General features: G+C 70.9%; 28 protein-coding genes and 1 pseudogene. 12 read left to right on the top strand and 17 right to left on the bottom strand.

Translation table 11 applies throughout. The annotated features are described in order from the left end of the window. Both Pflav_RS17060 and Pflav_RS17055 read right to left on the bottom strand, forming a co-directional pair. Entirely contained in the window at positions 1-903 is a 903-nt protein-coding gene (locus Pflav_RS17060) for a S1C family serine protease (RefSeq protein ID WP_173037053.1), read from the bottom strand. A gap of 55 nt (positions 904-958) precedes the next feature. Beyond that, complete coding sequence (locus Pflav_RS17055) at positions 959-1588, bottom strand: TetR/AcrR family transcriptional regulator (RefSeq protein ID WP_173037052.1); 630 nt, start codon at positions 1586-1588, stop codon at positions 959-961. Positions 1589-2094: 506 nt separating this feature from the next. Between Pflav_RS17055 and Pflav_RS17050 the strand changes: the two genes are divergently transcribed. Beyond that, entirely contained in the window at positions 2095-4584 is a 2490-nt protein-coding gene (locus Pflav_RS17050; protein WP_173037051.1) for a putative bifunctional diguanylate cyclase/phosphodiesterase, read from the top strand. Between the two features lie 3 nt (positions 4585-4587). On the opposite strand, the gene Pflav_RS17045 is transcribed toward Pflav_RS17050, so the two are convergent. Both Pflav_RS17045 and Pflav_RS17040 read right to left on the bottom strand, forming a co-directional pair. Beyond that, positions 4588-6195, bottom strand: coding sequence for a thiamine pyrophosphate-binding protein (locus Pflav_RS17045; protein ID WP_173037050.1), 1608 nt, complete (start codon positions 6193-6195; stop codon positions 4588-4590). Further along, positions 6192-6953: a cyclase family protein gene (locus tag Pflav_RS17040; RefSeq protein WP_173037049.1), complete on the bottom strand. Its 762-nt coding sequence runs from the start codon at positions 6951-6953 to the stop codon at positions 6192-6194. The genes Pflav_RS17045 and Pflav_RS17040 overlap by 4 nt, the downstream gene beginning before the upstream one ends. A gap of 474 nt (positions 6954-7427) precedes the next feature. On the opposite strand from Pflav_RS17040, the gene Pflav_RS17035 reads away from it, so the two are divergent. Then, positions 7428-7880, top strand: coding sequence for an NUDIX domain-containing protein (locus Pflav_RS17035; protein ID WP_173037048.1), 453 nt, complete (start codon positions 7428-7430; stop codon positions 7878-7880). A 146-nt stretch (positions 7881-8026) separates the two neighbouring features. Here Pflav_RS17035 and Pflav_RS17030 read toward each other — a convergent pair whose 3' ends face one another. The 7 genes from Pflav_RS17030 to Pflav_RS17000 all read right to left on the bottom strand — a co-directional run bounded on the left by Pflav_RS17030 (position 8027) and on the right by Pflav_RS17000 (position 10653). Then, positions 8027-8284 (bottom strand): hypothetical protein, encoded by a 258-nt coding sequence (locus Pflav_RS17030; protein WP_173032633.1) that lies wholly within the window; start codon positions 8282-8284, stop codon positions 8027-8029. Between the two features lie 107 nt (positions 8285-8391). Further along, a complete protein-coding gene (locus Pflav_RS17025) occupies positions 8392-8706 on the bottom strand; it encodes a hypothetical protein (RefSeq protein WP_173037047.1) in 315 nt (104 codons plus the stop codon). Between the two features lie 6 nt (positions 8707-8712). Beyond that, the gene (locus Pflav_RS17020) at positions 8713-9000 is read right to left on the bottom strand and encodes a hypothetical protein (protein ID WP_197938599.1); all 288 of its coding nucleotides are present in this window, start codon (positions 8998-9000) and stop codon (positions 8713-8715) included. Then, positions 8997-9614 carry a superoxide dismutase gene (locus Pflav_RS17015; RefSeq protein ID WP_173037046.1) on the bottom strand — a complete coding sequence of 206 codons (618 nt, stop codon included), beginning with the start codon at positions 9612-9614 and terminating at the stop codon, positions 8997-8999. The genes Pflav_RS17020 and Pflav_RS17015 overlap by 4 nt, the downstream gene beginning before the upstream one ends. Positions 9615-9621: 7 nt before the next feature. Further along, entirely contained in the window at positions 9622-9825 is a 204-nt protein-coding gene (locus tag Pflav_RS17010; protein ID WP_173037045.1) for a hypothetical protein, read from the bottom strand. Further along, entirely contained in the window at positions 9804-10133 is a 330-nt protein-coding gene (locus Pflav_RS17005) for a hypothetical protein (RefSeq protein ID WP_173037044.1), read from the bottom strand. The genes Pflav_RS17010 and Pflav_RS17005 overlap by 22 nt, the downstream gene beginning before the upstream one ends. A 49-nt stretch (positions 10134-10182) precedes the next feature. After that, positions 10183-10653, bottom strand: coding sequence for a Fur family transcriptional regulator (locus tag Pflav_RS17000; protein ID WP_173037043.1), 471 nt, complete (start codon positions 10651-10653; stop codon positions 10183-10185). A 44-nt stretch (positions 10654-10697) separates the two neighbouring features. On the opposite strand from Pflav_RS17000, the gene Pflav_RS16995 reads away from it, so the two are divergent. The 7 genes from Pflav_RS16995 (at position 10698) to Pflav_RS16970 (ending at position 16243) form a co-directional block, all read left to right on the top strand. Beyond that, on the top strand, positions 10698-10856 hold the full coding sequence (locus tag Pflav_RS16995; RefSeq protein ID WP_173037042.1) for a hypothetical protein: 159 nt from the start codon (positions 10698-10700) through the stop codon (positions 10854-10856). A gap of 411 nt (positions 10857-11267) precedes the next feature. Further along, a complete protein-coding gene (locus Pflav_RS16990; RefSeq protein WP_173037041.1) occupies positions 11268-12866 on the top strand; it encodes an ABC transporter substrate-binding protein in 1599 nt (532 codons plus the stop codon). A 3-nt stretch (positions 12867-12869) separates the two neighbouring features. Further along, on the top strand, positions 12870-13907 hold the full coding sequence (locus Pflav_RS16985) for an ABC transporter permease (protein ID WP_173037040.1): 1038 nt from the start codon (positions 12870-12872) through the stop codon (positions 13905-13907). Beyond that, entirely contained in the window at positions 13904-14758 is an 855-nt protein-coding gene (locus Pflav_RS16980) for an ABC transporter permease (RefSeq protein WP_173037039.1), read from the top strand. Before Pflav_RS16985 ends, Pflav_RS16980 begins: the two co-directional genes overlap by 4 nt. Continuing rightward, positions 14755-15042, top strand: a complete 288-nt coding sequence (locus Pflav_RS43660) for an ATP-binding cassette domain-containing protein (protein ID WP_197938598.1) — start codon at positions 14755-14757, stop codon at positions 15040-15042. The genes Pflav_RS16980 and Pflav_RS43660 overlap by 4 nt, the downstream gene beginning before the upstream one ends. Next, positions 15039-15590 (top strand): ABC transporter ATP-binding protein, encoded by a 552-nt coding sequence (locus Pflav_RS16975; protein WP_197938597.1) that lies wholly within the window; start codon positions 15039-15041, stop codon positions 15588-15590. Before Pflav_RS43660 ends, Pflav_RS16975 begins: the two co-directional genes overlap by 4 nt. Continuing rightward, the gene (locus tag Pflav_RS16970) at positions 15587-16243 is read left to right on the top strand and encodes an ABC transporter ATP-binding protein (RefSeq protein WP_173037038.1); all 657 of its coding nucleotides are present in this window, start codon (positions 15587-15589) and stop codon (positions 16241-16243) included. The genes Pflav_RS16975 and Pflav_RS16970 overlap by 4 nt, the downstream gene beginning before the upstream one ends. A gap of 227 nt (positions 16244-16470) precedes the next feature. Here Pflav_RS16970 and Pflav_RS16965 read toward each other — a convergent pair whose 3' ends face one another. Next, positions 16471-17196 (bottom strand): cellulose-binding protein, encoded by a 726-nt coding sequence (locus Pflav_RS16965; protein ID WP_173037037.1) that lies wholly within the window; start codon positions 17194-17196, stop codon positions 16471-16473. A gap of 265 nt (positions 17197-17461) precedes the next feature. Here Pflav_RS16965 and Pflav_RS16960 point away from each other — a divergent pair, with 265 nt between their 5' ends. Further along, positions 17462-18445 carry a pectate lyase family protein gene (locus tag Pflav_RS16960; RefSeq protein WP_173037036.1) on the top strand — a complete coding sequence of 328 codons (984 nt, stop codon included), beginning with the start codon at positions 17462-17464 and terminating at the stop codon, positions 18443-18445. A gap of 41 nt (positions 18446-18486) precedes the next feature. Here the strand turns inward: Pflav_RS16960 and Pflav_RS16955 are convergent, their stop codons facing one another. Continuing rightward, positions 18487-18942: a MarR family winged helix-turn-helix transcriptional regulator gene (locus Pflav_RS16955; RefSeq protein ID WP_173037035.1), complete on the bottom strand. Its 456-nt coding sequence runs from the start codon at positions 18940-18942 to the stop codon at positions 18487-18489. 78 nt (positions 18943-19020) lie between these two features. On the opposite strand from Pflav_RS16955, the gene Pflav_RS16950 reads away from it, so the two are divergent. Continuing rightward, the gene (locus Pflav_RS16950; protein ID WP_173037034.1) at positions 19021-20139 is read left to right on the top strand and encodes a 5-methyltetrahydropteroyltriglutamate--homocysteine S-methyltransferase; all 1119 of its coding nucleotides are present in this window, start codon (positions 19021-19023) and stop codon (positions 20137-20139) included. Between the two features lie 31 nt (positions 20140-20170). Here the strand turns inward: Pflav_RS16950 and Pflav_RS16945 are convergent, their stop codons facing one another. The 4 genes and pseudogenes from Pflav_RS16945 to Pflav_RS48770 all read right to left on the bottom strand — a co-directional run. Continuing rightward, a complete protein-coding gene (locus tag Pflav_RS16945) occupies positions 20171-21136 on the bottom strand; it encodes an NAD(P)-dependent oxidoreductase (protein WP_173037033.1) in 966 nt (321 codons plus the stop codon). Further along, complete coding sequence (locus Pflav_RS16940; RefSeq protein ID WP_173037032.1) at positions 21133-21987, bottom strand: DUF6807 domain-containing protein; 855 nt, start codon at positions 21985-21987, stop codon at positions 21133-21135. The genes Pflav_RS16945 and Pflav_RS16940 overlap by 4 nt, the downstream gene beginning before the upstream one ends. Beyond that, on the bottom strand, positions 21980-23005 hold the full coding sequence (locus Pflav_RS16935) for a Gfo/Idh/MocA family protein (protein ID WP_415624323.1): 1026 nt from the start codon (positions 23003-23005) through the stop codon (positions 21980-21982). Before Pflav_RS16935 ends, Pflav_RS16940 begins: the two co-directional genes overlap by 8 nt. Then, a pseudogene (locus Pflav_RS48770) lies at positions 22939-23103 on the bottom strand (Gfo/Idh/MocA family oxidoreductase); the annotation flags it as partial. The pseudogene Pflav_RS48770 and the gene Pflav_RS16935, both read right to left, overlap by 67 nt. A gap of 140 nt (positions 23104-23243) precedes the next feature. Here Pflav_RS48770 and Pflav_RS16930 point away from each other — a divergent pair. Beyond that, positions 23244-24425 (top strand): AraC family transcriptional regulator, encoded by a 1182-nt coding sequence (locus Pflav_RS16930; protein ID WP_173037031.1) that lies wholly within the window; start codon positions 23244-23246, stop codon positions 24423-24425. The last annotated feature ends 10 nt before the right edge of the window (positions 24426-24435 follow it).

Genomic DNA, 24435 nt, shown 5'->3' with positions numbered 1-24435 from the left:
TTACGCCGCCGAGATGATCTCTTGGGCGGTTTGCGCGGCCCGCTCGATCGGGATGGCGAAGCCGATGCCGATGTTGCCGCTTCCGTCGATCGTGGCGATCGCGGTGTTCACCCCGACGACCTGGCCGCGGGCGTTGACCAGCGGCCCGCCCGAGTTGCCCGGGTTGATCGAGGCGTCGGTCTGTACCGCCGACTGCCGCCCCGCGTCACCCATCCGCACCTGCCGGTCGACGGCGCTCACGATGCCGGCGGTCACGCTGCCGGACAGGCCGAGCGGCGAACCGACCGCGAGCACCGGCTCGCCCACCTTGAGGTCCGCGCTCCGGCCCAGCTTGAGCGGGCGGAACGCCTCCGCGCCATCGCCCACCCGCAGCACCGCGATGTCGGTCCGCTCCACCCGGCCGACCAGCCGCGCGGTGCGCTCCTCGCCGTCCTGGCCGATCACCGTGATCCGGCCGCCGGAAGCCACGACATGGTTGTTCGTCACGATGTGGCCCTTGCCGTCGATGACGAAGCCGGAGCCGGACGAGGCCTCGTCGTCGCTCACCACCTCGATCGACACCACCCCGGACAGCGCCACCTCGGCGGCGCCGATCAGCGCCTCCGGTACCGCGGCGTCCGCGGCCAGGCGCGGCGCCTGCGTCACGTTGGCCCAGAGGGAGGCGTACCAGCCGGCGGCGCCGCCCGACGCGGCCGAGAACACGGCGATCAGCAGCCCCGCGAGCAGGAGCCGGCCCGGACCGCGCCGGCGGGACCGGTCCGGCGGGGGCGCGTCCCAGACCGTGCCCGGGGGCAGGTCCGCGCGGTGCCGGGGGTACGTGCGCGGCCCCGGCCAGGGCTCGTAGTGCTGGCCGGCTGGGCGGTACGGGCCACCCGGATCGTCGTACCCCAGCATCGCCGTCATGCCCGGAGATACGGACGGCGGGCGTCAATGGCTGAACGGAGACGAGGAATTCTCGCTAGGACGCCGGCGTGTGTCCGCCGCGCAGGCCGCTCAGGACCATGTCGACGAGGTTGTCGACGTACTCCTCGGTGCGCGCGGTGACGTCTTCGCCCGGCGCCGGCGGTGCCACCGAGACCTGGACCGTGGCGACGCCGAACATCGTGCCGAGGACGAGCGCGGGCGCGGTGCCGACGGGCAGCTCGCCCCGGTCGACCGCCGAGGCGATCATCGCCTCGACCGTGCGGACGCTGCCGAAGAGGTAGAAGTCGCGCAGGTCGGCGAAGAGGTCGGGGTAGGTGCGGGCGTCCAGCCACAGCCGCATGATCGCCAGGCCGGACCAGCCCCAGTACATCTGGAAGACGTACCGCGCCATCGCCTTGAGGTCTTCGCGCAGGTCACCGGTGTGGGTCCAGCCCTGGAAGGGCTCCAGCCGGTCGCGCATCGCGGCGAGCAGCAGCTCGCGCTTGTCGCGCCAGCGCAGGTAGACCGAGGCCTTGCCGACGCCGGAACGGCGGGCCACCTCGTCCAGCGTGAACCCCGCCCAGCCCTTCTCGGCGAAGACAAGGACGGCAATGCTGTAGACCCGCGCCTCCATATCGGGGTCGCGGGGACGGCCACGCCGCCGTAACGCCCCCGAATCCTCCACCGCGCGAGCGTACCGGGCCTAAGTTCGCCCGCCCGTACCGGCTATGGGTCCGGAGTGCACTGTGGGTGCCAGGTCACGGCGGGTATCTGGTAGAACCGCGTCGATACGCGCCGCAACCGTCCATCGATGAGGGGGACCCCAGGGTGAAACCACTGGTGCTGATGTGACCTGAGCTGGGTAAAGTGCCGCTTGAGGGTTACTCCGCGTGGTCTCGCTCCGGGTCGTGACGCTTCATGATCGGTTGCGGAGCGTTGCGCAAATCAGACGGAACGTTACAGATGCGCCTGAATAGGCTCAGTGTGGTTCAAGGGACGTTTTAAGCTTCCTTTCCAGGGCGAATTCTCCCTACCGTGTGCCCGGGCGACGCGGAGGGAGGAACGACCATGCGACGCAATCACGACTGGGGATGAGACCCACTCAGGGTGTCGATCTCACTCAGTGCTGCGGTAGCCTGACCGAATGTCGATCGGTCGATGGCGAGCCTCCACAGTAGAGAGCTGGTCGGCGTGAGCGAGGGTGAGACCGGGCGGCTGCGGCTGTTGACCGGTCTCGTCCTGTTTTTGGCGGCCGGATGCGTTGCCTGGGCGGCCGCCCAACTCGCCGCCCCCTCGCCGGCGGAGTGGCTCTACCTCGTCATCGCGGTCGGCCTCGTCGCGGTCGGCACGGCCTGCTCGGCGCCCGTCCGGATCCGCACCCAGCTCCGGCTGAGCGCCGCCTCGGCCGCGATGCTGACCCTCACGGTCCTCCTGCCGCCGGAGTGGACCATCGTCTGCGCGGCTACCGGCGTGCTGTTCGCCCGCCTCGTGGCCCGCCACCGGGGTGCCTCGCTGCACAAGGCCCTGCACAACGGTGGCAAGGACATCCTCGCCGTCACCGCCGCGACGTATGCGGCCTGGGCGGCCGGCGTCCATTCGTCTCTCGACGGCGACCTGCTCACCCAGCACTGGACCACGTATGTGGTGGCGCTGCCGCTGGCCGCCGCCGCGTTCGCCGCGGTCGAGCACACCGTCACGCCGGCCACCGTGGCGCTCGCCACCGGCCGCTCGTGGGCCCAGGTCTGGCGCACCGACCTCGACGTGCGGGTCCTCGTCGACTTCGCCGGCCTGCTCCTGGCCGGCGCCGCGGTCGGCCTTGTCGCGTTCGACCCGCGGCTCCTGATCGCGATACCGCTGGCGCAGCTCGTCCTCTATCTCCTCTACATGCACCGGCTGCACCTGCGCGCCGAGCGCGCCACGTGGGAGCAGCTCGCGGCCGCCACCGACGCGCTCAACGGCGTCGATCTCGACGGTGTCCTGCGCACCGCGGCCCGTGGCGCGGTTGCGGTCTTCGGCGCCCGGCAGGCCCAGGTCGAGCTCTGGGACGTCGAGCCGTGCCGGCTCGTCCGTGCCGACGTCGACGGTGTGCTCTACGACGGGCCGTCCAGCAAGGCGCCGCAGCCGGCCGAGCTGACCGCCAGCCGTTTCCTCGGCGGGCGGGATGGCAGTGCGATCGGCGTGCTGCGGCTCGCGCTGCCGCCGTTGACGGGCGGGATCCAGGGGCGGGAGGAGAGCACGCTGCGGGCGTTCGGCGCGTCGCTGACCACCGCGATCCTCAATGCCCGCGCCTACGCCGACCTGCACGAGCAGTCCGAGCGGCACGCCAGCGACGCCCGCCACGACTCGCTCACCGGCCTCGACAACAGGCGTGCGCTGCTCGACCGCCTCGGCGACGCGCAGGAGCAGTCCGGCAGCGGTACCCGCGCGCTGGCGCTCGTCGACCTCAACCGGTTCAAGGAGGTCAACGACACGCTCGGCCACGCCTTCGGCGACCAGCTCCTGGTCGAGGTGGCCGGCCGGTTGGACGCCGCCGCCGGCGAGCACGGCGCGCGGGTGGCTCGGCTGGGCGGCGACGAGTTCGCGATCCTGCTCGACAACCTCCCCGCCCCGGCCACCGCGATCCACCGCGCCCGCCGCATCCTCGACTGCCTCCGCGAGCCGGTCGGCCTCGCCGGCATGCAGGTCACCGTGCAGGCCAGTGCCGGCATCGCGCTCGCCGGTCCCGGGGTCAGCGCCGGTGAGCTGCTGCGCCGCGCCGACGTGGCGATGTACCAGGCCAAGCGTGCCGGAGTGTCCATCGTGGACTACCAGCACGGCCGGGACACCGCCGACCACCGGCAGCTCTCGCTCGGCGGTGAGCTGGCCCGGGCGGTGGCGGAGGGCGAGTTCGCCGTCCGCTTCCAGCCGATCGTCGACCTGGGCAGCGGCGAGGTGGTCGCGGCCGAGACGCGTACCCGGTGGCAGCACCCCCGCCACGGCGTGCTGCTGCCCAAGCAGTGGCTGCCGATCGTGGAGCGCTCCGACCTGCTCGGCGCGTTCACCGCGCGGGTGCTCCGCCAGGCGCTGCTGGGCCTGCGCGAGTGGCAGTCGGCCGGCTTCGACCTGTCCGTCGCGCTGAACGTGTCACCGCACAGCCTGCTCGACCCCACGTTCCCCACGATGGTCCTCGACGAGCTGCGCGCCCACCGGCTGGACCCGGCCTCGCTGGTGCTGGAGCTGGCCGAGACCACCTCGGTCGGCCAGCTCCAGGCCGTCGAGCGCGTGCTTGCCAGCCTTCGCGCGGCCGGTGTGCGGCTGGCGCTGGACGACTTCGGCACCGGCCAGTCGTCGCTGTCCATCGTCTCCGAGATACCGGTACACGAGCTGAAGATCGACCACACGTTCGTCGCCGCGATGCGCACCTCCGCCCAGGCCGCCGCCGCGGTCCGCTCCACGGTCGAGCTGGGCCGCTCGCTCGGCCTGACGGTGGTCGCGGAGGGCGTCGAGACGGCCGACCAGCGCCAGGCCCTGTGGGAGCTGGGCTGCACCGCCGGCCAGGGCCACCTGTTCGGCCGCGCGATGAAGGCCGGCGAGCTGCTGGAAGCCCTGCGCGACGGCGTCGACGGCGTCCGCGGCTCCCTAGCGCCCAGCCTCCACCCGGGCGCCACCGTGATCGCCCTGAGAAACCGCCCACCCGCCTGACCGTCAGTGGCCGCGGAAGGCTTCTTCGAGCCACCAGGACGGCTCGGTCGAGACGACCTTGGCGTCGACCACCAGGGGGGTGGCGCGGGGGCCGCGCAGCCACTCCCGTACACCGTCGAGGTCGTCCAAAGCGCGGACCGTGAGTGACGCGCAGCCGAAGCCCCGCGCGGTCGCGGCCAGGTCCGTGTCCGGGAACGTCACCGTGTCCAGCGGGTGGCCGTGCGGGCCGAAGTGGTGGACCTCGGCGCCGTAGGCGGCGTCGTCGTAGACCACGACGAGCAGCGGGAGGGCAAGGCGGGCGGCGGTGGTGAGCTCGGCGACCGACATCAGGAAGCCGCCGTCGCCGAGTGCGGCCACCGTCAGGCGGTCCGGGCGGGCGACCGCGGCGCCGAGCGCGGAGGCGAGGCCCAGCCCGATCGACTGGAACGCCTGGGTGAAGCAGAAGCCGGCCGCGTCCGGCACCGACATGTACATCGCCGGGTAGCCCATGAAGTTGCCCGAGTCGACGACCACGGTGCGTTCCGCGGGGAGCAGGTCGTCGAGCGCGGCGCTGAGCGTACGGGGGTCGATGCGCCCGCCGCCGGTCGTGTCCTGGTACGGCACGTCGCGCCACCGGCCCTCGGCGGCGATCCGGGTCCGCAGCTCGGGGGTGCGCCAGCCCTCGTCATGGCCAAGGCCGGCGCAGGCGCGGGCCACCTCGACCACGTCGCCGGTCACGGCCACGTCGACCTCGCGGTGGCGGCCGAGCGCGGCCGGGTCCACGTCGACCTGTGCGACCGTCGCGCCGGGCGGGATCAGGCGGCCGTGGCGGGTGGTCCACATGTTCAGCGTGCTGCCCCACGCGACCACCAGGTCGGCGCCGCCGATGAGCTCGGCGGCGAGCGGGGTGGCGAAGCCGCCGGAGACGTCCAGGTACCACGGGTCGCCGGCGAAGAGGCCGCGGGCGGCGGCGGACACCGCGAGGAGGGCGCCGCGCTGGTCGGCCAGGGCGGCGATCGCGGTACGGGCCGCCTCGCCGCGGCGGGCGGCACCCCGGCCGGCGATGAAGACCGGCCGCTGGGCGGCGGCGAGCGCGTCCACAAGGGACCCGACGTCCGGGGCCGGCTCGGCGGGTGCGAGCGGCGGAGGGTCGGACGCGGGACCGGCGGCCTGGGACTGGACGTCGAGCGGGAGGCCCAGCACCACCGTGCGGCCGGCGGCGCAGGCCCAGGCCACGTCCGCGTACACGGAGGCTGCCGCCACCCGCCGGAAGTCCGCGCCCACCGACGCGGCCAGGGCGGGCAGGTCGATGTGGAAGTTGGAGTGCGGGCTCGTCGCCTCCGGGGCCAGGACCACCAATGGGGTACGGCTCTTCGCCGCCTCGGCGATCCCGGTCAGCGCGTTCGTCACGCCCGGGCCCTGGTGCACGGTGAGCACGCCGAGGCGGCCGGAGACCCGCGCGTACCCGTCGGCCATACTCGCCGCGCCGCCCTCGTGGGCCGCCGCGTGGAAGCGGGCGCCGGCAGCGACAAGCGCGTTCGTCACGTGGAAGTTGCCGCTGCCGACGACGCCGAAGACCTCCCGCACGCCGTGGTCGACCAGGGCCTGCCCGACGGCGGCGGCGACGTTCACCGCTCGACCAGCGCCAGCACGCGGCACGGGCTGCCGGAACCGTCCACAATGGGCAGCGGGCCGGTCACGAGTACCGCGCCGGTGGGCGGCAGCTGGGCGAGGTTGCGCAGCTGGGTCAGGCCGTACTTGCCGGCGCCCAGCAGGTACGAGTGGCAGGGGAACGGCGGGTCGAACGAGTGCGCCGCCCCCGCGTCCGTGCCGACCGTCTCCACACCCACGCCGCGCACCGGCGCCTCCTCGGCCAGCCACTTCGCGCAGGCCGCCGACATCCCGGGGGTACGGCCGGCGTTCAGGTACTCCGCGTCGTCGTCGCTGCGCGCGTCCCACCCGGTGCGGACCAGCAGCCACCCGCCGGCCGGGAGCGGGCCGTGCTCATCCTGCCACGCCTCGATGTCGGCGACCTCCAGCAGCGCGTCCGGGTCCTGCGCGACCCGCGCGGTGAAGTCCAGCACCACCGCCGGCGCGACGAGGTCACGGGCCGGCACGCGGGAGACGTCCGGCAGGTCACGCCCGGTCACCCAGTGGATAGGCGCATCGAAGTGGGTGCCGGTGTGCTCGCCGCTGGTGAAGTTGTTCCAGTACCAGGCGGGCCCGGCGTCGTCGTACCGGCTGATCTCGGCCAGCCCGAAGCGGCTGGTCTGCCCGAACTGCTCGGGTAGCGCGATGATCGGGGTCCGCGAGGACAGGGGAGCGGTGAGGTCGACCACCTCGATCGTGCCGGTGTCGAGGGCGGCCACGAGGTCCGCGAGCAGCGTCATGGGTGGACCGTAGATCCACCCGCGAGCCAGACAAGAGCCGATCAGGTCGTGCGCGGGGGCTTGGTCACCCGCGAGCGGTCCCGCCGCCGCGTCGCCGTTCAGCAGCTGTCCGATGTGGAGCATGCGCCTTCTCGCCGCGAGACCAGCTCCAGGCTGGAGGATCAATTCCAGGACCAAGATTTGGGCTACCGCGATGTCCGCGGTGGTCCGGACCGCTGCTCCCGCGGCCTCACCCTCCGCGCTTCCACAACCGAGCAAGCCCCACCCGATGCGGGCAGCTTTCTCTGGGATTCAGAGGGGCGCGTCCTTGATCGGTGGGCGCCCGTCCGAGGTATCGGCGCCGCACGACAGCAGCGGCATCGCCGTCACCAACAGATGGAGATTTGGCCGTTTAAGCGCCTTACACGCGAGAAGTCAATACTCTCCCCAAAGGCAGCGCTTCTGACGTGACATGTCCTGGGGAAAGGCAGTTTCATGACGGAGATCCGGCACTTTTCCGCATCCGCGATCGTCCTTGACGGAGCAGACCGAGTGCTGCTCGTACACGACGACGTCCTCGACCGATGGTCCTGCCCTGGCGGTCACATCCACTCAGGCGAGGATCCCGCGCACGCGGCGCTCCGGGAGGTCAACGAATACACCGGCCTGCGGGTCAAGACGATCAGCGACGTTGTCTTCGCCCACCCGACGGCTACCACGCATACTCCGCCCTACGTCATCCTCGAGACACAGGCCGACGACGACGCGGTCGGCCCACACCGCCACCTCGACATGGTCTACGTCTGCCAACCAATCGAAGACGTACCCGCAGGCGACCCCGCCGGCTGCGAGTGGGTCTCCGTGTCTGACCTCGCGGCCCTCAGCACCAGCCCCGAGTTGCCGTCCCTCGTCGCCGACGCCGCGCGGTGGGCCAAACTCCACCGCTGACAACCCGACCCGGCCACCGCCTCGGACCATTGGACCACGAGGCTCCAGGCCGAGGCCGCCAGTATCGGGGCGGAGCGGCTCGCCAGCGGCCGACAACGCTGGCCCGGCCGCGGTGGACATCCGCCGAGCGCAACGGGCAGGTCTGGTCAGGCCGCCCGTCGCTGGCGGGCAACGCGTGGCGTGGGCATCTCGACGATCTGATCCCGCCGGGCGGGCGTGCGGGTCTTGGGTACCTCGACGAGTTCGTCGATGTTGAACGGCCCGCCCATCGTCGCCCGATGCTGCGCCATGTGCGCCTGCATCCCGGCCTCCCAGATGGCCTGGTCGACGTCCGGCGGGGCGATCCACCGGTGGGAGTGGTCGCTGTAATGCAGGTGCTCGTCACCTCGGTGAATAGCGCTCATGCCGCTCTACGCTTGTCGCACCGGGTGTCCGAGAGATCCGCCACCTCACCGACATCAGAACGCGGTCTGCGCCGCCGTGGCGGACCTCGAAACGGGGCGTCGCCCGGTCAGGCGCATTGTCCACAGTGTCCAGACAGGGTGAGGCTGTCGGCGACCGGGTGGAAGCCGACCGTGTCGGCGGCTTGGCGGACCCGAACCTCCCAGCGCACCCAGTCGACGGCCTCGGTGTCGCGGCTGGCGGCTGCGGCGGTGAACACCTGCCGCAGCCGGCCGTGGGCGTAGCGGAACGCGGCCAGGTCATTGAGCGTGGCGGCCTGCTGTCGCCGGGGCCATTCGGCCAGCAGGTAACGCAGGACGGTGAGCGTGTCCGGGCAGGCATTGGCGACTGTTACCGCCCGCCTCGCCCACCCGGACGCGTCCACGCTCGTTCACCCGGTCAGGTAGGCGCGGTGGATCTCTGCCAGCAGCGCGGCCCGGTCCTGGCCGGTGTGCTCGGCGAGGTCGTCGAGCAGGATCCCGGACAGGGCGGAGAGCCCGAAGATGAGCTGGGCCATCGCGGTGGCCGGGTCGGCGCCGTCCATCGACTCGCCGAGCACCCGCCGCATCGTCTGCCAGTACAGGCTGGGGTCGTCACTCGCAGCCGTGTACGCGGTGGTCAGCTCCAGTGCGGCGGGCAGCACGGCGGCGATCGCCGCCTCCGGGGTGGTCGGGTTCACCCGGCCGGCGCGGTGGTCGCGGTGGCGGCGGCGTAGCGGGCGGCGACGTCGGGCCAGTTGACGACCTCCCACATGGCCTTGACGAAGTCCGGGCGCACGTTGCGGTACTGCAGGTAGTAGGCGTGCTCCCAGGCGTCGAAGGCCAGCAACGGCACCGACCCGATGCCGACGTTGCCGTGGTGGTCGTAGACCTGCTCCACAATCAGCCGTCGCGACGCCGGCTCATAGGACAGCACACCCCAGCCGGAGCCCTGCACGAGCGTGGTCGCGGCGGACATTTGGCCATGGAACGCCTCGAACGACCCGAAGTGCTCGGTGATCGCCTCGGCCAGCTCGCCGTCTGGGCGTTCGCCGCCGTCCGGGGTCATGTTCTGCCAGTACAGCGTGTGCAGCACATGGCCCGAGACGTTGAACGCGAGGGTCTTCTCCAGCCCGACGATGGAGGTGAAGTCACCCTTGTCGCGGGCCTCGGCAAGCCGGTCGAGGGTGTCGTTGGCGCCCTTGACGTACGCGGCATGGTGCTTGTCGTGGTGCAGCTCCAGGATCTGCCCATTGATATGCGGCTCCAAGGCCGCGTAGTCGTAGGGGAGGTCGGGCAGCGAGTACACGGCCACGGTGGAGTTACCTCGATTCCATGGGTAGGAGCCCGGCCACCGCCGGGGTGAACACATCGATCAAGTCCCAAACCTCCGCCGCCCCAGCGACGGTGCCAGCGACCTGGGGGTCGGTGTGCCGCAGGAACGCCAGGTGACGGCAGGCATGCGCGGCGACGTCGACCTGGCGTACCACCGGCGGGCTGGGGGTCAGCGGATCCGCGCCGCGCACCGCGGGAGGTCGAGTACCGGCTGGACCTGGGCGGCCTCGTCGGGGTCGGGTAGCCCGACGTAGGTGAGCACGATCCCGCCCTCGGCGAACCGCCACGAGGTCGAGTGGAGCAGCCCCACACCGGGGCCGGCCAGGCTCCGCGCGCAGGCGTCCGGGTGCTGCCCGCCACCGAGCGGCCGCGCCACGGTACGGAAGCACAGCTCTCCGTCCCGCGCGCTCAACAGCACGGTCTCGACCAGCGCCCGGACGCCCGGGATCATCGCGACGGAGCCCAACGGCGCGTCGCCGCCAGGTTCCATGACCGTCATCCTACGATGCTGTTGCCAAGCATCTGCAACAACACAGATGTGGCATCAGTTAGTGGCGTGTCTCCCCGCGACAGGCCGGGCAACGACCGAATAGCGCGACGCCGGCATCACCCAGCGTGAAGCCGCTGCTCTCCTCGGCCGCGGACACGGCGGTGGAGAGTGTCTCGGCGTCGATCTCGGAGATGGACCCGCAGGTGTCGCAGACGGCGTGGTGGTGCGGGTGGTCGTTGAGCCCGTACCGTCCCTCGCCAGGCCAGGGCAGCACGTGCGCGACGCCGTGCTCGACCAGGAACGTGACCGTGCGGTGCACGGTGGACAGGTTGATCTCGGGGCGGGTGGCTGCCACGCGCTCGTGAATCTCGGTGACCGACAGGTGCCCGTCGACCGCCGCGAGGATGTCGATGACCAGGCTGCGGGCGATGGTGTGCCGGCTGCCGATGGCGTCGAGCTTCGTCCAGGCCCATACGGCTCGGGCGGCGGGGTCGAAGGCGGTCTCCCGCCGGGTAACCGTACGGGTCATGGTGCTGAGCGTAACGCGCTCGGACGGGCACCGGCCCTTTCTGCATGGCCGATGATCAGGCGGAGTACGTTGGCGGCCTGCGGCGGGTCGCTGCTGCCGGCGGCCGGACAGCAGCAGCACATGGCGGCGGGCGATGTCCAGCACGGCGGGGACGCGCCGAGGTGCTCGCCGCCGCCGACCTGCCCGCCAACCGGAACGACTGAGCGGCAGGCCGATGGTGCCGGCATCGGCATCGCGCGCAGGCGCCCGGACACCCAGTGGCACCGCGGCCACTACCACCCACCTCGCGGGCGACCCCAAGCCACGGCTCCAGCGAATGCCCGGACGCCCGGGATTATCGCGATGGATCCCGCCGGCGAGCCGCCGAGATCCACCGCCATCTTCTCACCAATCTCTTGCTCTTGCAAACTACTTGCAGAAGACTGGTGGGCCACGCCTTCAGCTGAGGCGGATGGCTGCGACCGGCGGCACGCCCAGGCATGACCGGGGCGGCGTTCGGGATGGCCACCATGTGGAGGCCCGGCATTGTCGCGATCTTCATCCCGCCTTATTGCCACAGCTCTGCAATAGCAAGAGGATGGCAGCAGCCTTGGGCGACTCGTGGGGAGATTTGCATGCGTGTTCGTGGTGTGGCCGTGCTCGTTGCTTGCCTGTTGGCGGCGGCCGGGTGCAGCGGCGGTGATGGCGAGTCGGCGACGGATAGGCCTACCCCGACCGAGCTGCGCTTGGCGATCGGCGGTGAGTCGGAGGACGGGTACGACCCGACCTTGGGGTGGGGGCGCTACGGATCGCCGCTGTTCCAGTCGACGCTGCTGAAGCTCGACACCGACCTGAAGATCGTCAACGACCTGGCCACCGGGTACCAGGTGAGCCCGGACGGTCTGAAGTGGACCGTTTCGCTGCGTGATGATGCCGTGTTCACCGACGGGAAGCCTGTGACGGCTGGCGACGTGGCCTACACGTTCGTGACCGCGAAGCAGCAGCCCGGCCTGACTGACGTCAGTGCCCTCGCGACCGCCACGGCAACCAACGACACGACTGTCGAGTTCGTCCTGCAGCGGCCGCAGAGCACGTTCGTCTACCGGCTGGCGTCGCTGGGCATCGTGCCCGAGCACGCCCACGGCGCCGACTATGCGCAGCGTCCGATTGGGTCGGGCCCGTTTACCTTCGTGCAGTGGGACAAGGGCCAGCAGCTCATCGTCCAGCGCAACGAGAAGTACTACGGCGACAAGCCGTCCTTCGAGCGGATCGTGTTCCTCTTCACCGACGAGGACGGCACCCTTGCCGCGGCGCGCGCCGGCCAGGTCCAGCTCGCCTCGGTTCCGTCAACACTTGTCACCGGTGACATCCAGGGCATGACGCTGGTGAAGGTGCCGTCGATCGACAACCGCGGTGTGATGTTCCCGTACGTGCCCGACGATGGGCGTAAGACCGACAAGGGTGCCCCGATCGGCAACGATGTCACCTCGGATCGGGCGATCCGGCCAGCGGTCAACCTGGCCGCCAACCGGCAGGTGCTGGTCGAGGGCGTGCTGCACGGGTACGGTTCGCCGGCCACTGGACCGGCCGACGGCGCGCCCTGGTACGAGCCCAGGTCGGCCATCACCGACAACAAGCCCGACGACGCCCGATCGCTGCTCGACGCGGCGGGCTGGAAGGACGCCGACGGCGACGGCGTGCGGGAGAAGGCCGGCGTCGAGGCCGCGTTCACCGTGCTCTACCCGGCCGACGACACCCTGCGCCAGGGACTCGCGGTCGCGCTCGCCGACCAGGTGGCACCGGTCGGGATCCGGATCGAGCCGAAGGCGGCCACCTGGGAGGAGATCGAACAACGGATGCACACCGACGCCGTGCTGTTCGGGTGGGGATCGCACGACCCGACGGAGATGTACAACCTGTACAGCTCACGCCAGGCCGGTGTCGAGTACTGGAACACCGGCTTCTACGCCAACCCGGACGTCGACCGCCACCTTGACGCGGCACTGTCCACAGCCGACCCAGAGGCGGCCAACGCCGAATGGCGCGCCGCGCAACTCGACGCCAGCGGGAACGGCTTCGCCGCATCCGCCGACGCGGCGTGGGCGTGGCTGGTCAACCTCGACCACGTTTACTACACGAACACCTGTCTCGGCCTCGGCAAGCCACAGACTGAACCGCACGGGCACGGCTGGCCGATCACCGCCGGCATTGCCCGGTGGACGTGGACCTGCTGACCCATGACAGCCGTCGACACACGTCGCGTGCCGGCGGCCCGTACCGTTCCTGGCGGCTTTCGCTGGGGGCGGTTCGTGGCCCGCCGCGCCCTGCGGCTCGTGGTCCTGCTCTGCGGGGTCGCGGTCGCCGCGTTCAGTCTCATGATGGCGTCGCCGGTCGACCCGGTCCGGGCGTACGTCGGTGCCGAGGTCACCCGGCTCGGGCCGGAGCAGCGTGCGGTCATCGAAGAAACGTGGGGCTTCAACGACCCGCCCCTGACGCGCTTCCTCGCCTGGGCCAGAGAGGTCGTTCAGGGCAACCTCGGCGACTCGATCGTGTTCAACCAGCCGGTCGTCGACGTCATCGCCGAGCGGTTCCTCACCAGCCTCGCCCTGATGATCGCCGCCTGGTCGCTGTCCGCGGTCCTCGGCTTCGGGATGGGGCTGCTCGCCGGGTACTTCCGAGGACGGTGGGTGGACCGGGTCCTGACCTGGTGGGCCTACACCCTCGCCTCCGCGCCGACGTTCTGGGTGGCACTGCTGCTGCTGTACGTCTTCGCCGTCGCCCTGCGGGTCGCGCCGGTGTGCTGCGCGGTCCCGATCGGAGCGATGGCGGACGAGGTCACCATCTGGGATCGGCTGCACCACCTGATCCTTCCAGCGGTAGCGCTGAGCATTGTCGGAGTCGCTCCGATCGTGCTGCACACCCGCCAAGCCGTCGTCGAAGCCCTCGCCAGTGACCACGTCGCCTTCGCACGCGCACAGGGCGAGCGAGGCTGGGGCCTGGTCCGGCACCGGATCCTGCGCAACGCCTGTGCCCCGGCCCTCATGCTCTCGTTCGCCTCGTTCGGTGAGCTGTTCGGCGGTTCGATCCTCGCCGAACAGGTCTTCTCCTACCCCGGCCTGGGCGAGGCGACGACAACCGCCGCGCTGCGGCAGGACGTGCCGCTCCTGCTTGGCATCGCACTGTTCACCACCGTCTTCGTGTTCATCGGAAACCTGCTCGGCGACGTGATCCACCGGCTCGTGGACCCGAGGGTGTCGCTGGACGGTGCGCGGTGACCGCTCCGGCCAAGACCGCCCGTCCCCGCCTGCTCGGCGACCGCCGCACCCGTGTCCTGGCCTACCTGGTGCTCGCCGCCGCCGTGCTCGTCGGCATTGTCGTCGCCGGCACACTGGCCCAGGACGCCGCCCGCACCCCCCACCTCGACGCGGTCAACAAAGGCCCAACGGCGGGCGACTGGTTCGGCACCGACCGGCTCGGCCGGGACATGTTCGCGCGGACCCTCGTGGGCCTGCGCCTCAGCCTGCTCGTCGGTACTACCGCCGCGCTGGCCTCGACCGTGATCGCGATCGTCCTGGCAAGCCTGTCGGTCACGATCGGCGGATGGGCCGAGACAGCCGTCAACTGGCTGGTCGACCTCTTCCTCGCCCTCCCACACCTGGTTCTGCTGATCCTGCTCGCCTTCGCGCTCGGCGGCGGTACCAGAGCCGTGATCATCGCCGTGGCCGTGACCCACTGGCCGACCCTTACGCGGGTCCTACAGGCGCAGGCACGCCAGGTCATCAGCTCCGAGTACGTCGCCACATCCCGAGCCCTCGGCACCAGCACGTTCCGGCTCGCCCGACGCCACCTCGTTCCCCACCTGCTCCCACACTTCGTGGTAGGCACCGCGCTGATGTTCCCGCACGCGATCCTCCACGAGGCTGCGCTGTCCTTCCTCGGCCTCGGAATCGACCCCACACAGCCCGCGATCGGGATCCTCCTCGCCGACTCGATGAAGGTCCTGTCGGCTGGCATGTGGTGGCTGGCCGTCCTGCCAGGCGTCTGCCTCCTCGCCCTGGTCAAGCTCGTGGACTCGATCGGAGAGAACCTGCGCTCGATCCTCGACCCGAGGAGCTACCACCTATGACCGCGCCGCCGCCGGTGCTCACCGTGTCCCACCTCGCGATCACGTTCCACCAGTACGAACGCGGCCTGCGCCGCCGCACCGTCACCCCGGTCGTCGACATGTCGCTGACCGCCCGGGCAGGCGAAATCGTCGCAGTCGTCGGCGCCAGCGGCGCCGGCAAAAGCCTCATCGGCCTGGCCACCATGGGGCTGCTCCCGCCCAACGCCGAAGAACACGGCACGATCAGCTTCCACGGGGCGCCGGTCACCCCGCTGCGCGACGAGCATTGGCCGGCCGGGAAATGACCCTGCTCCCGCAGTCCGGCACCTACCTCGACCCCCTCGCCCGCGTCGGCGCACAGCTCAAACGTGCAGCCCGCCTGGCCGGCCTGCCGGACCCGGAGGGTGCCGCGCTCGCGGTCCTCGAACGACGCGGTCTCCCGCCACAGACGCGACGGCTGTTTCCGCACCAACTCTCCGGCGGGATGACACGCAGGATTCTCTTCGGGATCGCAACCATCAGCCAGCCGGCACTGGTGTTCGCGGACGAACCCACGCCCGGCCTGCACCCCACCAGCGTGACCGAGGTACTCGCCGACATCCGCCACCTCGCCGACAGCGGCTCCGCCGTCGTCCTGGTCACCCACGACATCGACCAGGCGCTGACCGTCGCCGACGCCGTCGTCGTCTGCCACGCCGGACGGACCATCGAGGAAGCCACACCCGACCAGTTCACCGGCGACGGATCAGCCCTAGGCCACCCCTACAGCCAGGCACTCTGGCAAGCGCTCCCAACCCACGGATTCCGACTCATCCACGACCCGGCCGCGCTCGCCGACGAGGTACCCAGATGACCAACCTCAGCCGCGATCTGACCACCACACCCGTCGCCACCGCACTCACCGGCACCGGACTCTGGTTCGGCTACCGCAACGAGTGGATCATCCGGGACGTCACCATCCACGTCGCCCCCGGTGAGGTCGTGGGCCTCTGGGGACCGAGCGGCTGCGGCAAGAGCACCCTTGCCCGGCTCCTCACCGGCCGGCTCACCCCGGCAAAAGGATCGGTATCCAGCCCGCCCGGCCGCGGCCGCGCACGATCCGCCCAGCTCATCCTGCAGCACTCCGAACTGTCCATGAACCCACGCTGGAAGATCCGCGACGTCCTCGCCGAGGGCGCCCACGATCTACGACCCGTCCTCGACACCGAACTCGTCCACGCCACATGGCTCGACTCCTTCCCACATGAGCTGAGCGGCGGCGAGCTCCAGCGAGTCAACCTGGCCCGCGCGCTGCTGTCCCGACCCGCCTACCTCGTCGCCGACGAGATCACCGCCAGCCTCGACGCGATCAGCCAAGTCCAAATCTGGCGGATCATCCTCGACGGCACCACCCGCGGCGACTACGGCGTCCTGGCCATCTCACACGACATGCCACTCCTCGAAAGAATCGCGGACCGCATCGTCGCCATGCACGAAGTCAGCCAGACACCACAGGAACACAACTGAACGGTCCCACCCCGCAAGCATCAGGCTAAGTTCGTTAGCACCACGAACGTCGTATCACCGCTGGTCGCGCCGCGCTCCCGTGCACAAAGCCCGACGACCGTCGGCCCTGCGGGCCAGGGGTTGATTGTGAACCGCGGAGGGTGAGGCCGCGGGAGCGACGGCCTGGACCACCGCGGACATCGCGGTAGCTCAGATTTGGCTCTTCAAGGGTCTGAGGATGTGCGGCGTCAGCTGTTGACGCAGGGGGTGTTGTTGACGGAGCAGGTGGTCGGGTCGATGTCGCGGCCCCAGCGTTCGAACTGGAAGCGGAGCGCGACCTTGCCGCGGGCCGCGACCGGGGCGCGGCTGGTGAAGACGTATGCGTCGCCTGGGCGGTCCAGCTCGGGCGGGGGTGCGCCCTCCACCCAGAAGGTGTAGAGGCGGCCGACGTCGCGCGGGAATTCGAGCCTTACCGTCCAGTCGCGCGGGTTGGCGGTCGGGTTGGTGACCAGGACCTCGCCGATGAAGCCGCCGCGGTACCCGTCGACGACCGAGTAGCGGCCGGTCACCGGGGGTGGCGGGGGAGGGGGCGTCGTGCGTGGCTTGGCCGTGGTGGGCTTGGACGACGGTGACAGCGGCGGCAGCGTGTTGGGCGGCGGCAGCGTCGGCGACGGGGCGCGGGTGCTGATGGCGACGGCCGGGGTGTAGTCGGCGACCGGCGGGGTCCACGCGTAGTCGATGGAGGCACGCGGTGCCGGGCCGGCGGCGCCGGAGCCTCTGGTGACCGTGACGGCCGTGACGATGACGAGTGCCACCGCCACGCCGAGCGCGCTCGGTGCCCAGACCAGCAGCACCTCGGACCTGGTGGGTCGGCGGAAGCCGGACGCCGGCGCGCGGCGGCGGCCGGGGCCGGGCGGCGGTGCGTCAGCCGGCCGCGCGGGGCGCGGGCCAAGGTGGTCCGGGCGGCTGGGCACTCAGTCTCCCTACGGGGCGGCACGGCGGAGGTCGCCCGAGTGGGGGCCGGGCGGAGTCGTCCGGCGGTGCCGCCGGCGCGGAAAAGCGTAACGCCTTCGCGTCCGGGAGGGCATCCCCCTTGGTTGACACGATTCATGAACGTCGATACGCTCGGACCTGGAAAGCGTTTTCCTGTCCTCCGGGCTACCGTTTCCGCCGCGCCTGCCGCCGCCGATCTGCCTCGCCGCCGGCCGTCCGCGGCGCACTGTCCACGGGAGGTTCCCGATGACGCTCCACCGCACCGACGACAGCGAGCGCCCGCGCCGCCGCCGCTGGCGTGGACCCGCGATCGGCGCCGTCGCACTGGCGCTCGCCGCGGCCGGCGCCCTGGTCGCGATGCCGGAGGCGTCCGCCGCCACGTTCAACCTGCAGGGCTGGGCCACGCAGGGCGGCGGAACGTCCGGCGGCGGCAGCACCCCGCCGGTGACCGTCACCACCTCGTCCGCCCTGATCAGCAACATGCAGGCCAGCGGCGCCCGGGTCATCCGGGTGTCCGGCACGATCTCGATCAGCGGCATGCAGAAGGTGGCGGCCAACAAGACCATCATCGGCGTCGGCAGCGGCGCCACGATCACCGGCGGCGGGCTCAACGTCGCCAGCGTCAGCAACGTCATCATCCGGAACATCAACTTCCGGGGCTGGGGCGACGACGCGATCAACGTGCAGTACTCGACCCGGGTCTGGATCGACCACAACAACTTCAGCGCCGGCAGCGACGGCGCGGTCGACATCAAGCGCGCGTCCGACTACGTCACGGTCTCGTGGAACCGCTTCTTCAACCACGACAAGACCGCGCTGCTGGGGCACTCGGACGACAACGGCAGCGAGGACCGGGGCAAGCTGCGGGTGACGTACAACAACAACTGGTTCGACGGCACCAACCAGCGGCACCCGCGGGTGCGCTTCGGCAACCCGGTCCACGTGTTCAACAACTACTACAGCAACGTCGGCAGCTACGGTGTCGCGTCGACGTGCGGCGCGGGTGTCCTCGTCGAGGGCAACTACTTCGAGAACGTCGAGGACCCGTTCCACCGTGGTGAGGGCAGCTCGCCGGACGGCAACCTGGTGGCCCGCAACAACCACTTCGTGAACTCCGGCACTGGCGAGACCGGCGGCAGCGTGGCCGGTATCCCGTACTCGTACCAGATGGACAGCGCGAGCAGCGTCAAGGGGTCGGTGACGAGCGGCGCCGGCACCGGGCGGATCTGATCTAGCCCGCGCAGGACCGGGGCGCCCACCGGGCGCCCCGGTCACAGCTCGATGCGGGACAGGATGATCGCGCTGATCTCGTCGAGCTGGGCGACCTGCTCCGGCGTCAGCGCGTCGAACACCAACGACAGCACCTTGTCCGCGTGGCCGGGCGCGGTCTCGACCACCTTCCGGTACCCGTCGTCGGTGAGCACCGCCACGTAGCCCCGGCCGTCCTCCGGGGTGCGCTCGCGCCGCACCCAACCGCGCTCCTCCAGGCGCCCGACCAGGTGGGACAGGCGCGACAGGGAGCCGTTGGAGAGCATCGCCAGCTCGGTCATCCGGAGCGCGCGGCCGGGCGCCTCGGAGAGCATCGCCATCACCCAGTAGCCGAAGTGGGTGAGGTGCGCGTCCTGCTGGAGCTGGGTGTCGAGGGCGCTGGGCAGCTGCGTCACCACGGCCGCGAACCGCCGCCAGGCACGCTGCTGCTCAGGCGTCAGCCAGCGCGTCTCCTCCATGATCAGATGTTACCGGCGCGAGAGACCGGCCGCGACGAGTTGGACATTCGCAAGCGCATCGAGGTCTATCGTTAGCCTATGGATCAACGCAACCGCCCACCGTTCCGCGCCGACCACGTCGGCAGCCTGTTGCGCCCCGCCGCGCTGCTGCGCGCGCGGGAGGACCGGGCCGCCGGCCGCATCACGGCCGAGCAGCTGCGCGCGGTCGAGGACGACGCGATCACCGAGGTCGTCCGCATGCAGGAGGAGGTCGGCCTGCGCTCGGCCACCGACGGGGAGTTCCGCCGGACCTCCTGGCACATGGACTTCATCTACCAGCTCGGCGGCATCGACCCGGCCGACGAGAAGATGACCGTGCGGTTCTTCAACGACGAGGGCACGCTGGAGTTCAGCTCGGCGGCGCTGCGCGTGCACGACCGCGTCTCGCTCGAGAAGCCGATCTTCGTGGACGCGTTCACGTACCTCCAGTCGCAGGTCAAGACCAACGTCCCGAAGCTCACGATCCCGTCGCCGAGCATGGTCCACTACCGTGGCGGCCGGGCGGCGGTCGACGCCGAGGTCTACCCGGACCTCGACCAGTTCTGGGACGACCTCTCCGCCGCGTACGCCGAGCAGGTGCGCCGGCTCGCCCTGCTCGGCTGCACCTACCTCCAGCTCGACGACACGAGCCTCGCGTACCTCAACGACCCCCGGCAGCGCGAGTTCGTCGGGGCCCACGGCGGCGACCCGATGCACCAGCACGAGCGGTACATCCGGCAGATCAACGCCGCGCTGGCCGGCCGCCCGCCCGGCATGGCCGTCACCACCCACATGTGCCGGGGCAACTTCCGGTCGTCGTGGGCGGCCGAGGGTGGGTACGACTTCGTCGCCGAGGCGCTCTTCACCCAGCTCGACGTCGACGGCTTCTTCCTGGAGTACGACGACGCCCGCTCCGGCGGCTTCGGCCCGCTGCGCTTCGTACCGCCCGGCAAGATGGTGGTGCTCGGCCTGGTCACCACCAAGCGCGGCGAGCTGGAGAGCAAGGACGACCTGAAGCGCCGCATCGACGAGGCGGCCCGCTACGTGCCGCTGGAGCAGCTGTGCCTGTCACCGCAGTGCGGCTTCTCGTCCACTGTGGAGGGCAACGCGCTCACGTACGACGAGCAGGTCGCGAAGCTCCGGCTGGTGGTGGAGACCGCCGAGGACGTCTGGGGCTGATGGGCCGCGCGGCCCACCAGCCCCAAGGCCCTCAGTCCGGGAGCTGGGCGGCGAGCGACTCCGCGTAGCTCAGGTTGGCGTGCATCGTGCGCCCCGCGTTGTGCGGCGTGTGTACGACGTTGTGCCGGCCGAGCAGCGGGTCGCCCAGCGGCAGCGGCTCGACGTCGAACACGTCGGCGGCGAGGCTCAGCTCGTCGGCGAGTACCCGGCGGCGCAGCTCGGGTACGTCGCAGACGGTCGCGCGGGTGACCAGCACGACGAGGCAGCCCTTCGGCAGGGCACGGATGTGCTCGGCCGTGATCAGCCCCTCGGTGCTGTCGCGCAGCGGCACCATCGGAGCGAAGATCTCCGCGTCGGTGAGCAGCCGCTCCAGGTGCCACTCCCTGCGCGCGCCGGCCCGGTGGAACGACGGCTCGGTGGCGAACGGGTCCCAGGCGGCCACGTCCGCGCCGAGCATGTGCGTCCAACTCGCGTACCGGCTGGCGATGTTGCCGGCGCCGACGATCCGGACCCGCTTGCCGGCGACCGTACCGTTGCTGAACGCCAGATCGTCGCCGAACTGCTGGTACTCGTACTTCCACGGCGAGTCGTCACCGACGATCGCGGCGTGCTGCTGCGGGATCCGGCGCAGCCCGCAGATCGTGAGGCCGAGCGCGTACTCGGCCACGGACTGCGCCCAGTGGCCCTCGGACGGGAGGGTGAGCCGCCGGACGCCGTGCCGCCCGAGCCGCTCGTCCAGGTCCTCCGGCGGCGGCCAGGTGCCGGCGACGAACGCCTCGACGAGCGCGGGCAGCCCGTCGAGGTCGTCGTCGGTCGGGTACACGCCGAGCGAGAACAGCCGCTGGACATCCGCCGTCTCCGGCAGCGCAGCGTCCGCGCCGGCCGGCAGGCGGGTGAACGAGACGTCCGTCCTGGCCCGCAGCAGCGTGTGGAGATGGTCGGCGACGAACGGCCAGATCCGCTCGAAGTCGGGGTGCACCACGATCGCCGTCTTCATGCGGGGACCACCCGCGCGAACGCCTGCCACGACTCCTCGATCACCGGCGGCTCGACGGAAGCGCCGAAAACCACGATGTTGTGGTGGAAGACCCGCTCCTGGCCCGCCACGAGCTGCCAGGCGCCGGCGATGCTGGGGCTCGGCCCGACGCCCAGCTCGTTGTCGACCCGCCACCGCACCGGATGCCGGAAGTTGGCGGGGTGGTCCATGACGACGACCAGCGGCGGGTCCTCGTCCGGGCCGGCGTCGAGCAGCGGCATCTGGACGGCCACCCACCGCGCGGGCTGCTGCTCGGCGTCCGCGCCGGTCCTGCCTTCGCTGTCGAACACCGTCCCGCCGATCTCGGGCCGGTACGGCATGCGCAGGAACAGCCCGCCGTACGGGTACTGGCCGAACGTCAGGTCGGTCGCCGCCCGGAGACCGAGGGCGAGGCCGAGCTCGTACCGGTCGCCGCGGTCGGTGAGCGTCCACGCCTGGGTCTCGTGCAGCAGCGCCGCGCCGTCCGGGGCGCGCAGCTCGGTGCGTACCACCCAGGTCGCCCGGTCGCCGTCCGCCGCCGGCTCGCCGACCAGCACCGGGTGGAACGTGCCGTCGTTGGGGTGCTTCGGGTGCATCCGCTCGTGCCAGAAGCCGACGCCGTTGACGTCGTTGAGCCCGACCGAGACGCCGTGCTGCCACGGGTGATGGTCGGGCGCGTCCTCGGTGACGGTGCCGACGCCGGTCGGCGAGACGATCGGGTGGATGTAGGGCCGGGTGTCCGGCTGGGCGTGCTGGACCAGGATCGGTGTCTCGCTACCGGTACGGAACACGCCGACGGTCCCGCGTTCCGGTCGCACGATCAGGTCAGGCATCGACACCCACCGCCGGACGGCTGTACACCGGAAGCGCGATCTCCTCGCCGCCACGCAGCGCCGACTCGTGGGCGCAGATGCCGGCGCTGGTCCAGTTGGCCGAGGTGTAGACGTCGGGGAACGGCGGCCGCCCCTCGAGGATCGACATCACGAACTCGTGGGCCATGTGGGGGTGCGAGCCGCCGTGCCCGCTGCCCTGGGTGAAAGACAGGTGCTGGTTCTCCGTGGCGTCGTACACGCCGCGGGTGGTGTATTCGCGGATCTCGGCGGGCAGCCGGTCCGCGTAGTCGGGTATCTCCACCCGCTTGCCGTCCTCACCGGTGAACACGACGGGGAGTTCCCGCTCGACCTGCTGCCATTCGTAGGCCATCTTCTCGCCGTAGACGTCGAAGCTCTCGACGTACTCGCGGGCGACGTCGAACAACGAGCGGGTCACCTCCATGGCAAGGTCCGAGTCGCGGAGGCGGAACAGCGCGGTCTCGACGGCGAACGGTGGTCCGCCGCGCGTCGCGGCGTGGTTGACGCGGCCGGAGCCGAGGCAGCGCACCGACTGGGCCGGGCGGTCGGCGAGCGCGAGCAGCGGCGCGACCGCGTGGGTGGCGTAGTGCATCGGCGGCAGGTCCAGCCAGTAGTCGGGCCAACCGGCCATTTCCTGCATGTGGGCGCCGCGAAGGAACTGAATCCGCCCGAGTTGTCCGCTGTCGCGAAGGTCCTTGGCGTACAGGAACTCGCGGGTGTAGACGGCGGTCTCCATCATCATGTAGGACTTCCTGGAGTCCTCCTGGGCGCGAACGATACGTGTGCAGTCCTCGACCGACGTCGCCATGGGCACGGTGCAGGCGACATGCTTCCCGGCGTTGAGCGCGGCGATCGAATGCTCAGCGTGTACGGCGATGGGGAGTTGATGTGAACGGCGTCGATATTCAGGTCTTCCAGCATCGCGTCGATGTCGGTGTACCGGCCCTCGATGCCGAAGTGGTCGGCGATCCGGTGCAGCGACTCCTCGGTGCGCTGGCACACCGCGACGAGCTCGGCGTGCGGGTGGGCCTGATAGATCGGGATGAACTCGGCGCCAAAACCTAGCCCAACAATACCGATCCGTACCTTTTGTCTCATGCGTGTACCTTTCTTCGTTACGATGCAAAGGTACGGACGGCGCTACGTAAGCTCCATGAACTATCCCGCTGCGGCCCTTAGATTTCGCACACCGCGGCGGGCGCCGGAAAGTGAGCACATACCCCCAGGACAGAGCCCCCATGGATACAGCCATCGCGCACCACCCCGCCCCACCCCAACCGAGCGGCACCCGCCACGTCGCCCTGCTGGTGGAGACCTCCAACGCGTACGCCCGCGGCCTGCTCGTCGGGATCAAGAAGTACCTGGTCACCCACCCCGGCTGGTCGATCTACCTGGCCGAGCACAGCCGGCAGGAGACCGACCTGTCGTGGCTCGACGGCTGGCGCGGTGACGGCATCATCGCCCGCATCGAAACCCGCGAGACCGCGGAGCGGGTGCGCCGCCTAGGGGTGCCCGCGGTCGACCTCAGCGCCGCCTACCTCACGCCGGAGCTGCCGTGCGTCGAGACCGACGACGCGACGATCGCCCGCTGGGCCGTGGAGCACTTCGCGGAGCGGCGGCTGCACAACTTCGCCTACTGCGGCGACGCGCGGTTCGGCTGGTCGGTCAAGCGCGGTGACAGCTTCGCCGCCCACGTCCGGGAGCTGGGATTCGAGCCGCACGAGTTCCGGATGGAGCCGTCCGGCGGCCGGCTCGCGCTCGCCCGCTGGCTGCTCGGCCTGCCCAAGCCGGTCGGGGTCCTGAGCTGCTACGACATCGCCGGCCAGGAGGTCCTCGAAGCGTGCAAGATCGCGGATCTGGCGGTGCCGGACAGCGTGGCCGTCCTCGGCGTCGACAACGACGAGCTGATGTGCAACCTGACGACGCCGGCGCTGTCCAGCATCCAGCCCGACACGACCCGCACCGGCTTCCTCGCCGCGTCGCTGCTCGACCAGATGATGTCCGGCCAGGCCACCGACCCGCGCCTGCACCTGATCCCGCCGCTGCGGGTGGTCACCCGGCAGTCGTCGGACATCCTCGCGGTCTCCGACCCGGTGGTCGCCCGAGCGCTGCGGCTCATCCGCGACAAGGTCGACGAAGGCATCCCGGTCGCGGCGATCCAGCGCCACGTCGGGCTCTCCCGGCGCGCGCTGGACTACCGCTTCCTGCGCTTCCTCGGCCGTACCGTGCACGAGGAGATCACGCGCGTGCGCATGGAACGCCTGGCCGACCTGCTCATCAGCACCGACTGGACGCTGCCGCAGCTCGCCGAGCGGCTCAACTTCAGCCACGCCGAGTACATGGGCGTGGCGTTCAAGAAGTACACCGGCAAGTCACCCGGGGAGTACCGGCGCGCGAATCGGTCCCAACTCCCCGGGTGACCAGCCCGCC

Origin of the sequence: Phytohabitans flavus (genome assembly GCF_011764545.1) — a bacterium.
Taxonomy (GTDB): domain Bacteria; phylum Actinomycetota; class Actinomycetes; order Mycobacteriales; family Micromonosporaceae; genus Phytohabitans; species Phytohabitans flavus.
Note: the sequence above shows the minus strand (reverse complement) of the source record. Positions and strands in the feature narration are given on the sequence as shown.

Coding starts and splice junctions, on each gene's coding strand:
- Pflav_RS17060 (WP_173037053.1), bottom strand. CDS start 903: ATGACGGCGATGCTGGGGTACGACGATCCGGGTGGCCCGTACCGCCCA.
- Pflav_RS17040 (WP_173037049.1), bottom strand. CDS start 6,953: ATGACGCTGCTCGCGGACCTCGTGGCCGCCCTCGACACCGGCACGATC.
- Pflav_RS17035 (WP_173037048.1), top strand. CDS start 7,428: ATGACGGAGATCCGGCACTTTTCCGCATCCGCGATCGTCCTTGACGGA.
- Pflav_RS17030 (WP_173032633.1), bottom strand. CDS start 8,284: ATGAGCGCTATTCACCGAGGTGACGAGCACCTGCATTACAGCGACCAC.
- Pflav_RS17005 (WP_173037044.1), bottom strand. CDS start 10,133: ATGACGGTCATGGAACCTGGCGGCGACGCGCCGTTGGGCTCCGTCGCG.
- Pflav_RS17000 (WP_173037043.1), bottom strand. CDS start 10,653: ATGACCCGTACGGTTACCCGGCGGGAGACCGCCTTCGACCCCGCCGCC.
- Pflav_RS16995 (WP_173037042.1), top strand. CDS start 10,698: ATGGCCGATGATCAGGCGGAGTACGTTGGCGGCCTGCGGCGGGTCGCT.
- Pflav_RS16990 (WP_173037041.1), top strand. CDS start 11,268: ATGCGTGTTCGTGGTGTGGCCGTGCTCGTTGCTTGCCTGTTGGCGGCG.
- Pflav_RS16985 (WP_173037040.1), top strand. CDS start 12,870: ATGACAGCCGTCGACACACGTCGCGTGCCGGCGGCCCGTACCGTTCCT.
- Pflav_RS43660 (WP_197938598.1), top strand. CDS start 14,755: ATGACCGCGCCGCCGCCGGTGCTCACCGTGTCCCACCTCGCGATCACG.
- Pflav_RS16975 (WP_197938597.1), top strand. CDS start 15,039: ATGACCCTGCTCCCGCAGTCCGGCACCTACCTCGACCCCCTCGCCCGC.
- Pflav_RS16970 (WP_173037038.1), top strand. CDS start 15,587: ATGACCAACCTCAGCCGCGATCTGACCACCACACCCGTCGCCACCGCA.
- Pflav_RS16960 (WP_173037036.1), top strand. CDS start 17,462: ATGACGCTCCACCGCACCGACGACAGCGAGCGCCCGCGCCGCCGCCGC.
- Pflav_RS16955 (WP_173037035.1), bottom strand. CDS start 18,942: ATGGAGGAGACGCGCTGGCTGACGCCTGAGCAGCAGCGTGCCTGGCGG.
- Pflav_RS16950 (WP_173037034.1), top strand. CDS start 19,021: ATGGATCAACGCAACCGCCCACCGTTCCGCGCCGACCACGTCGGCAGC.
- Pflav_RS16945 (WP_173037033.1), bottom strand. CDS start 21,136: ATGAAGACGGCGATCGTGGTGCACCCCGACTTCGAGCGGATCTGGCCG.
- Pflav_RS16940 (WP_173037032.1), bottom strand. CDS start 21,987: ATGCCTGACCTGATCGTGCGACCGGAACGCGGGACCGTCGGCGTGTTC.
- Pflav_RS16930 (WP_173037031.1), top strand. CDS start 23,244: ATGGATACAGCCATCGCGCACCACCCCGCCCCACCCCAACCGAGCGGC.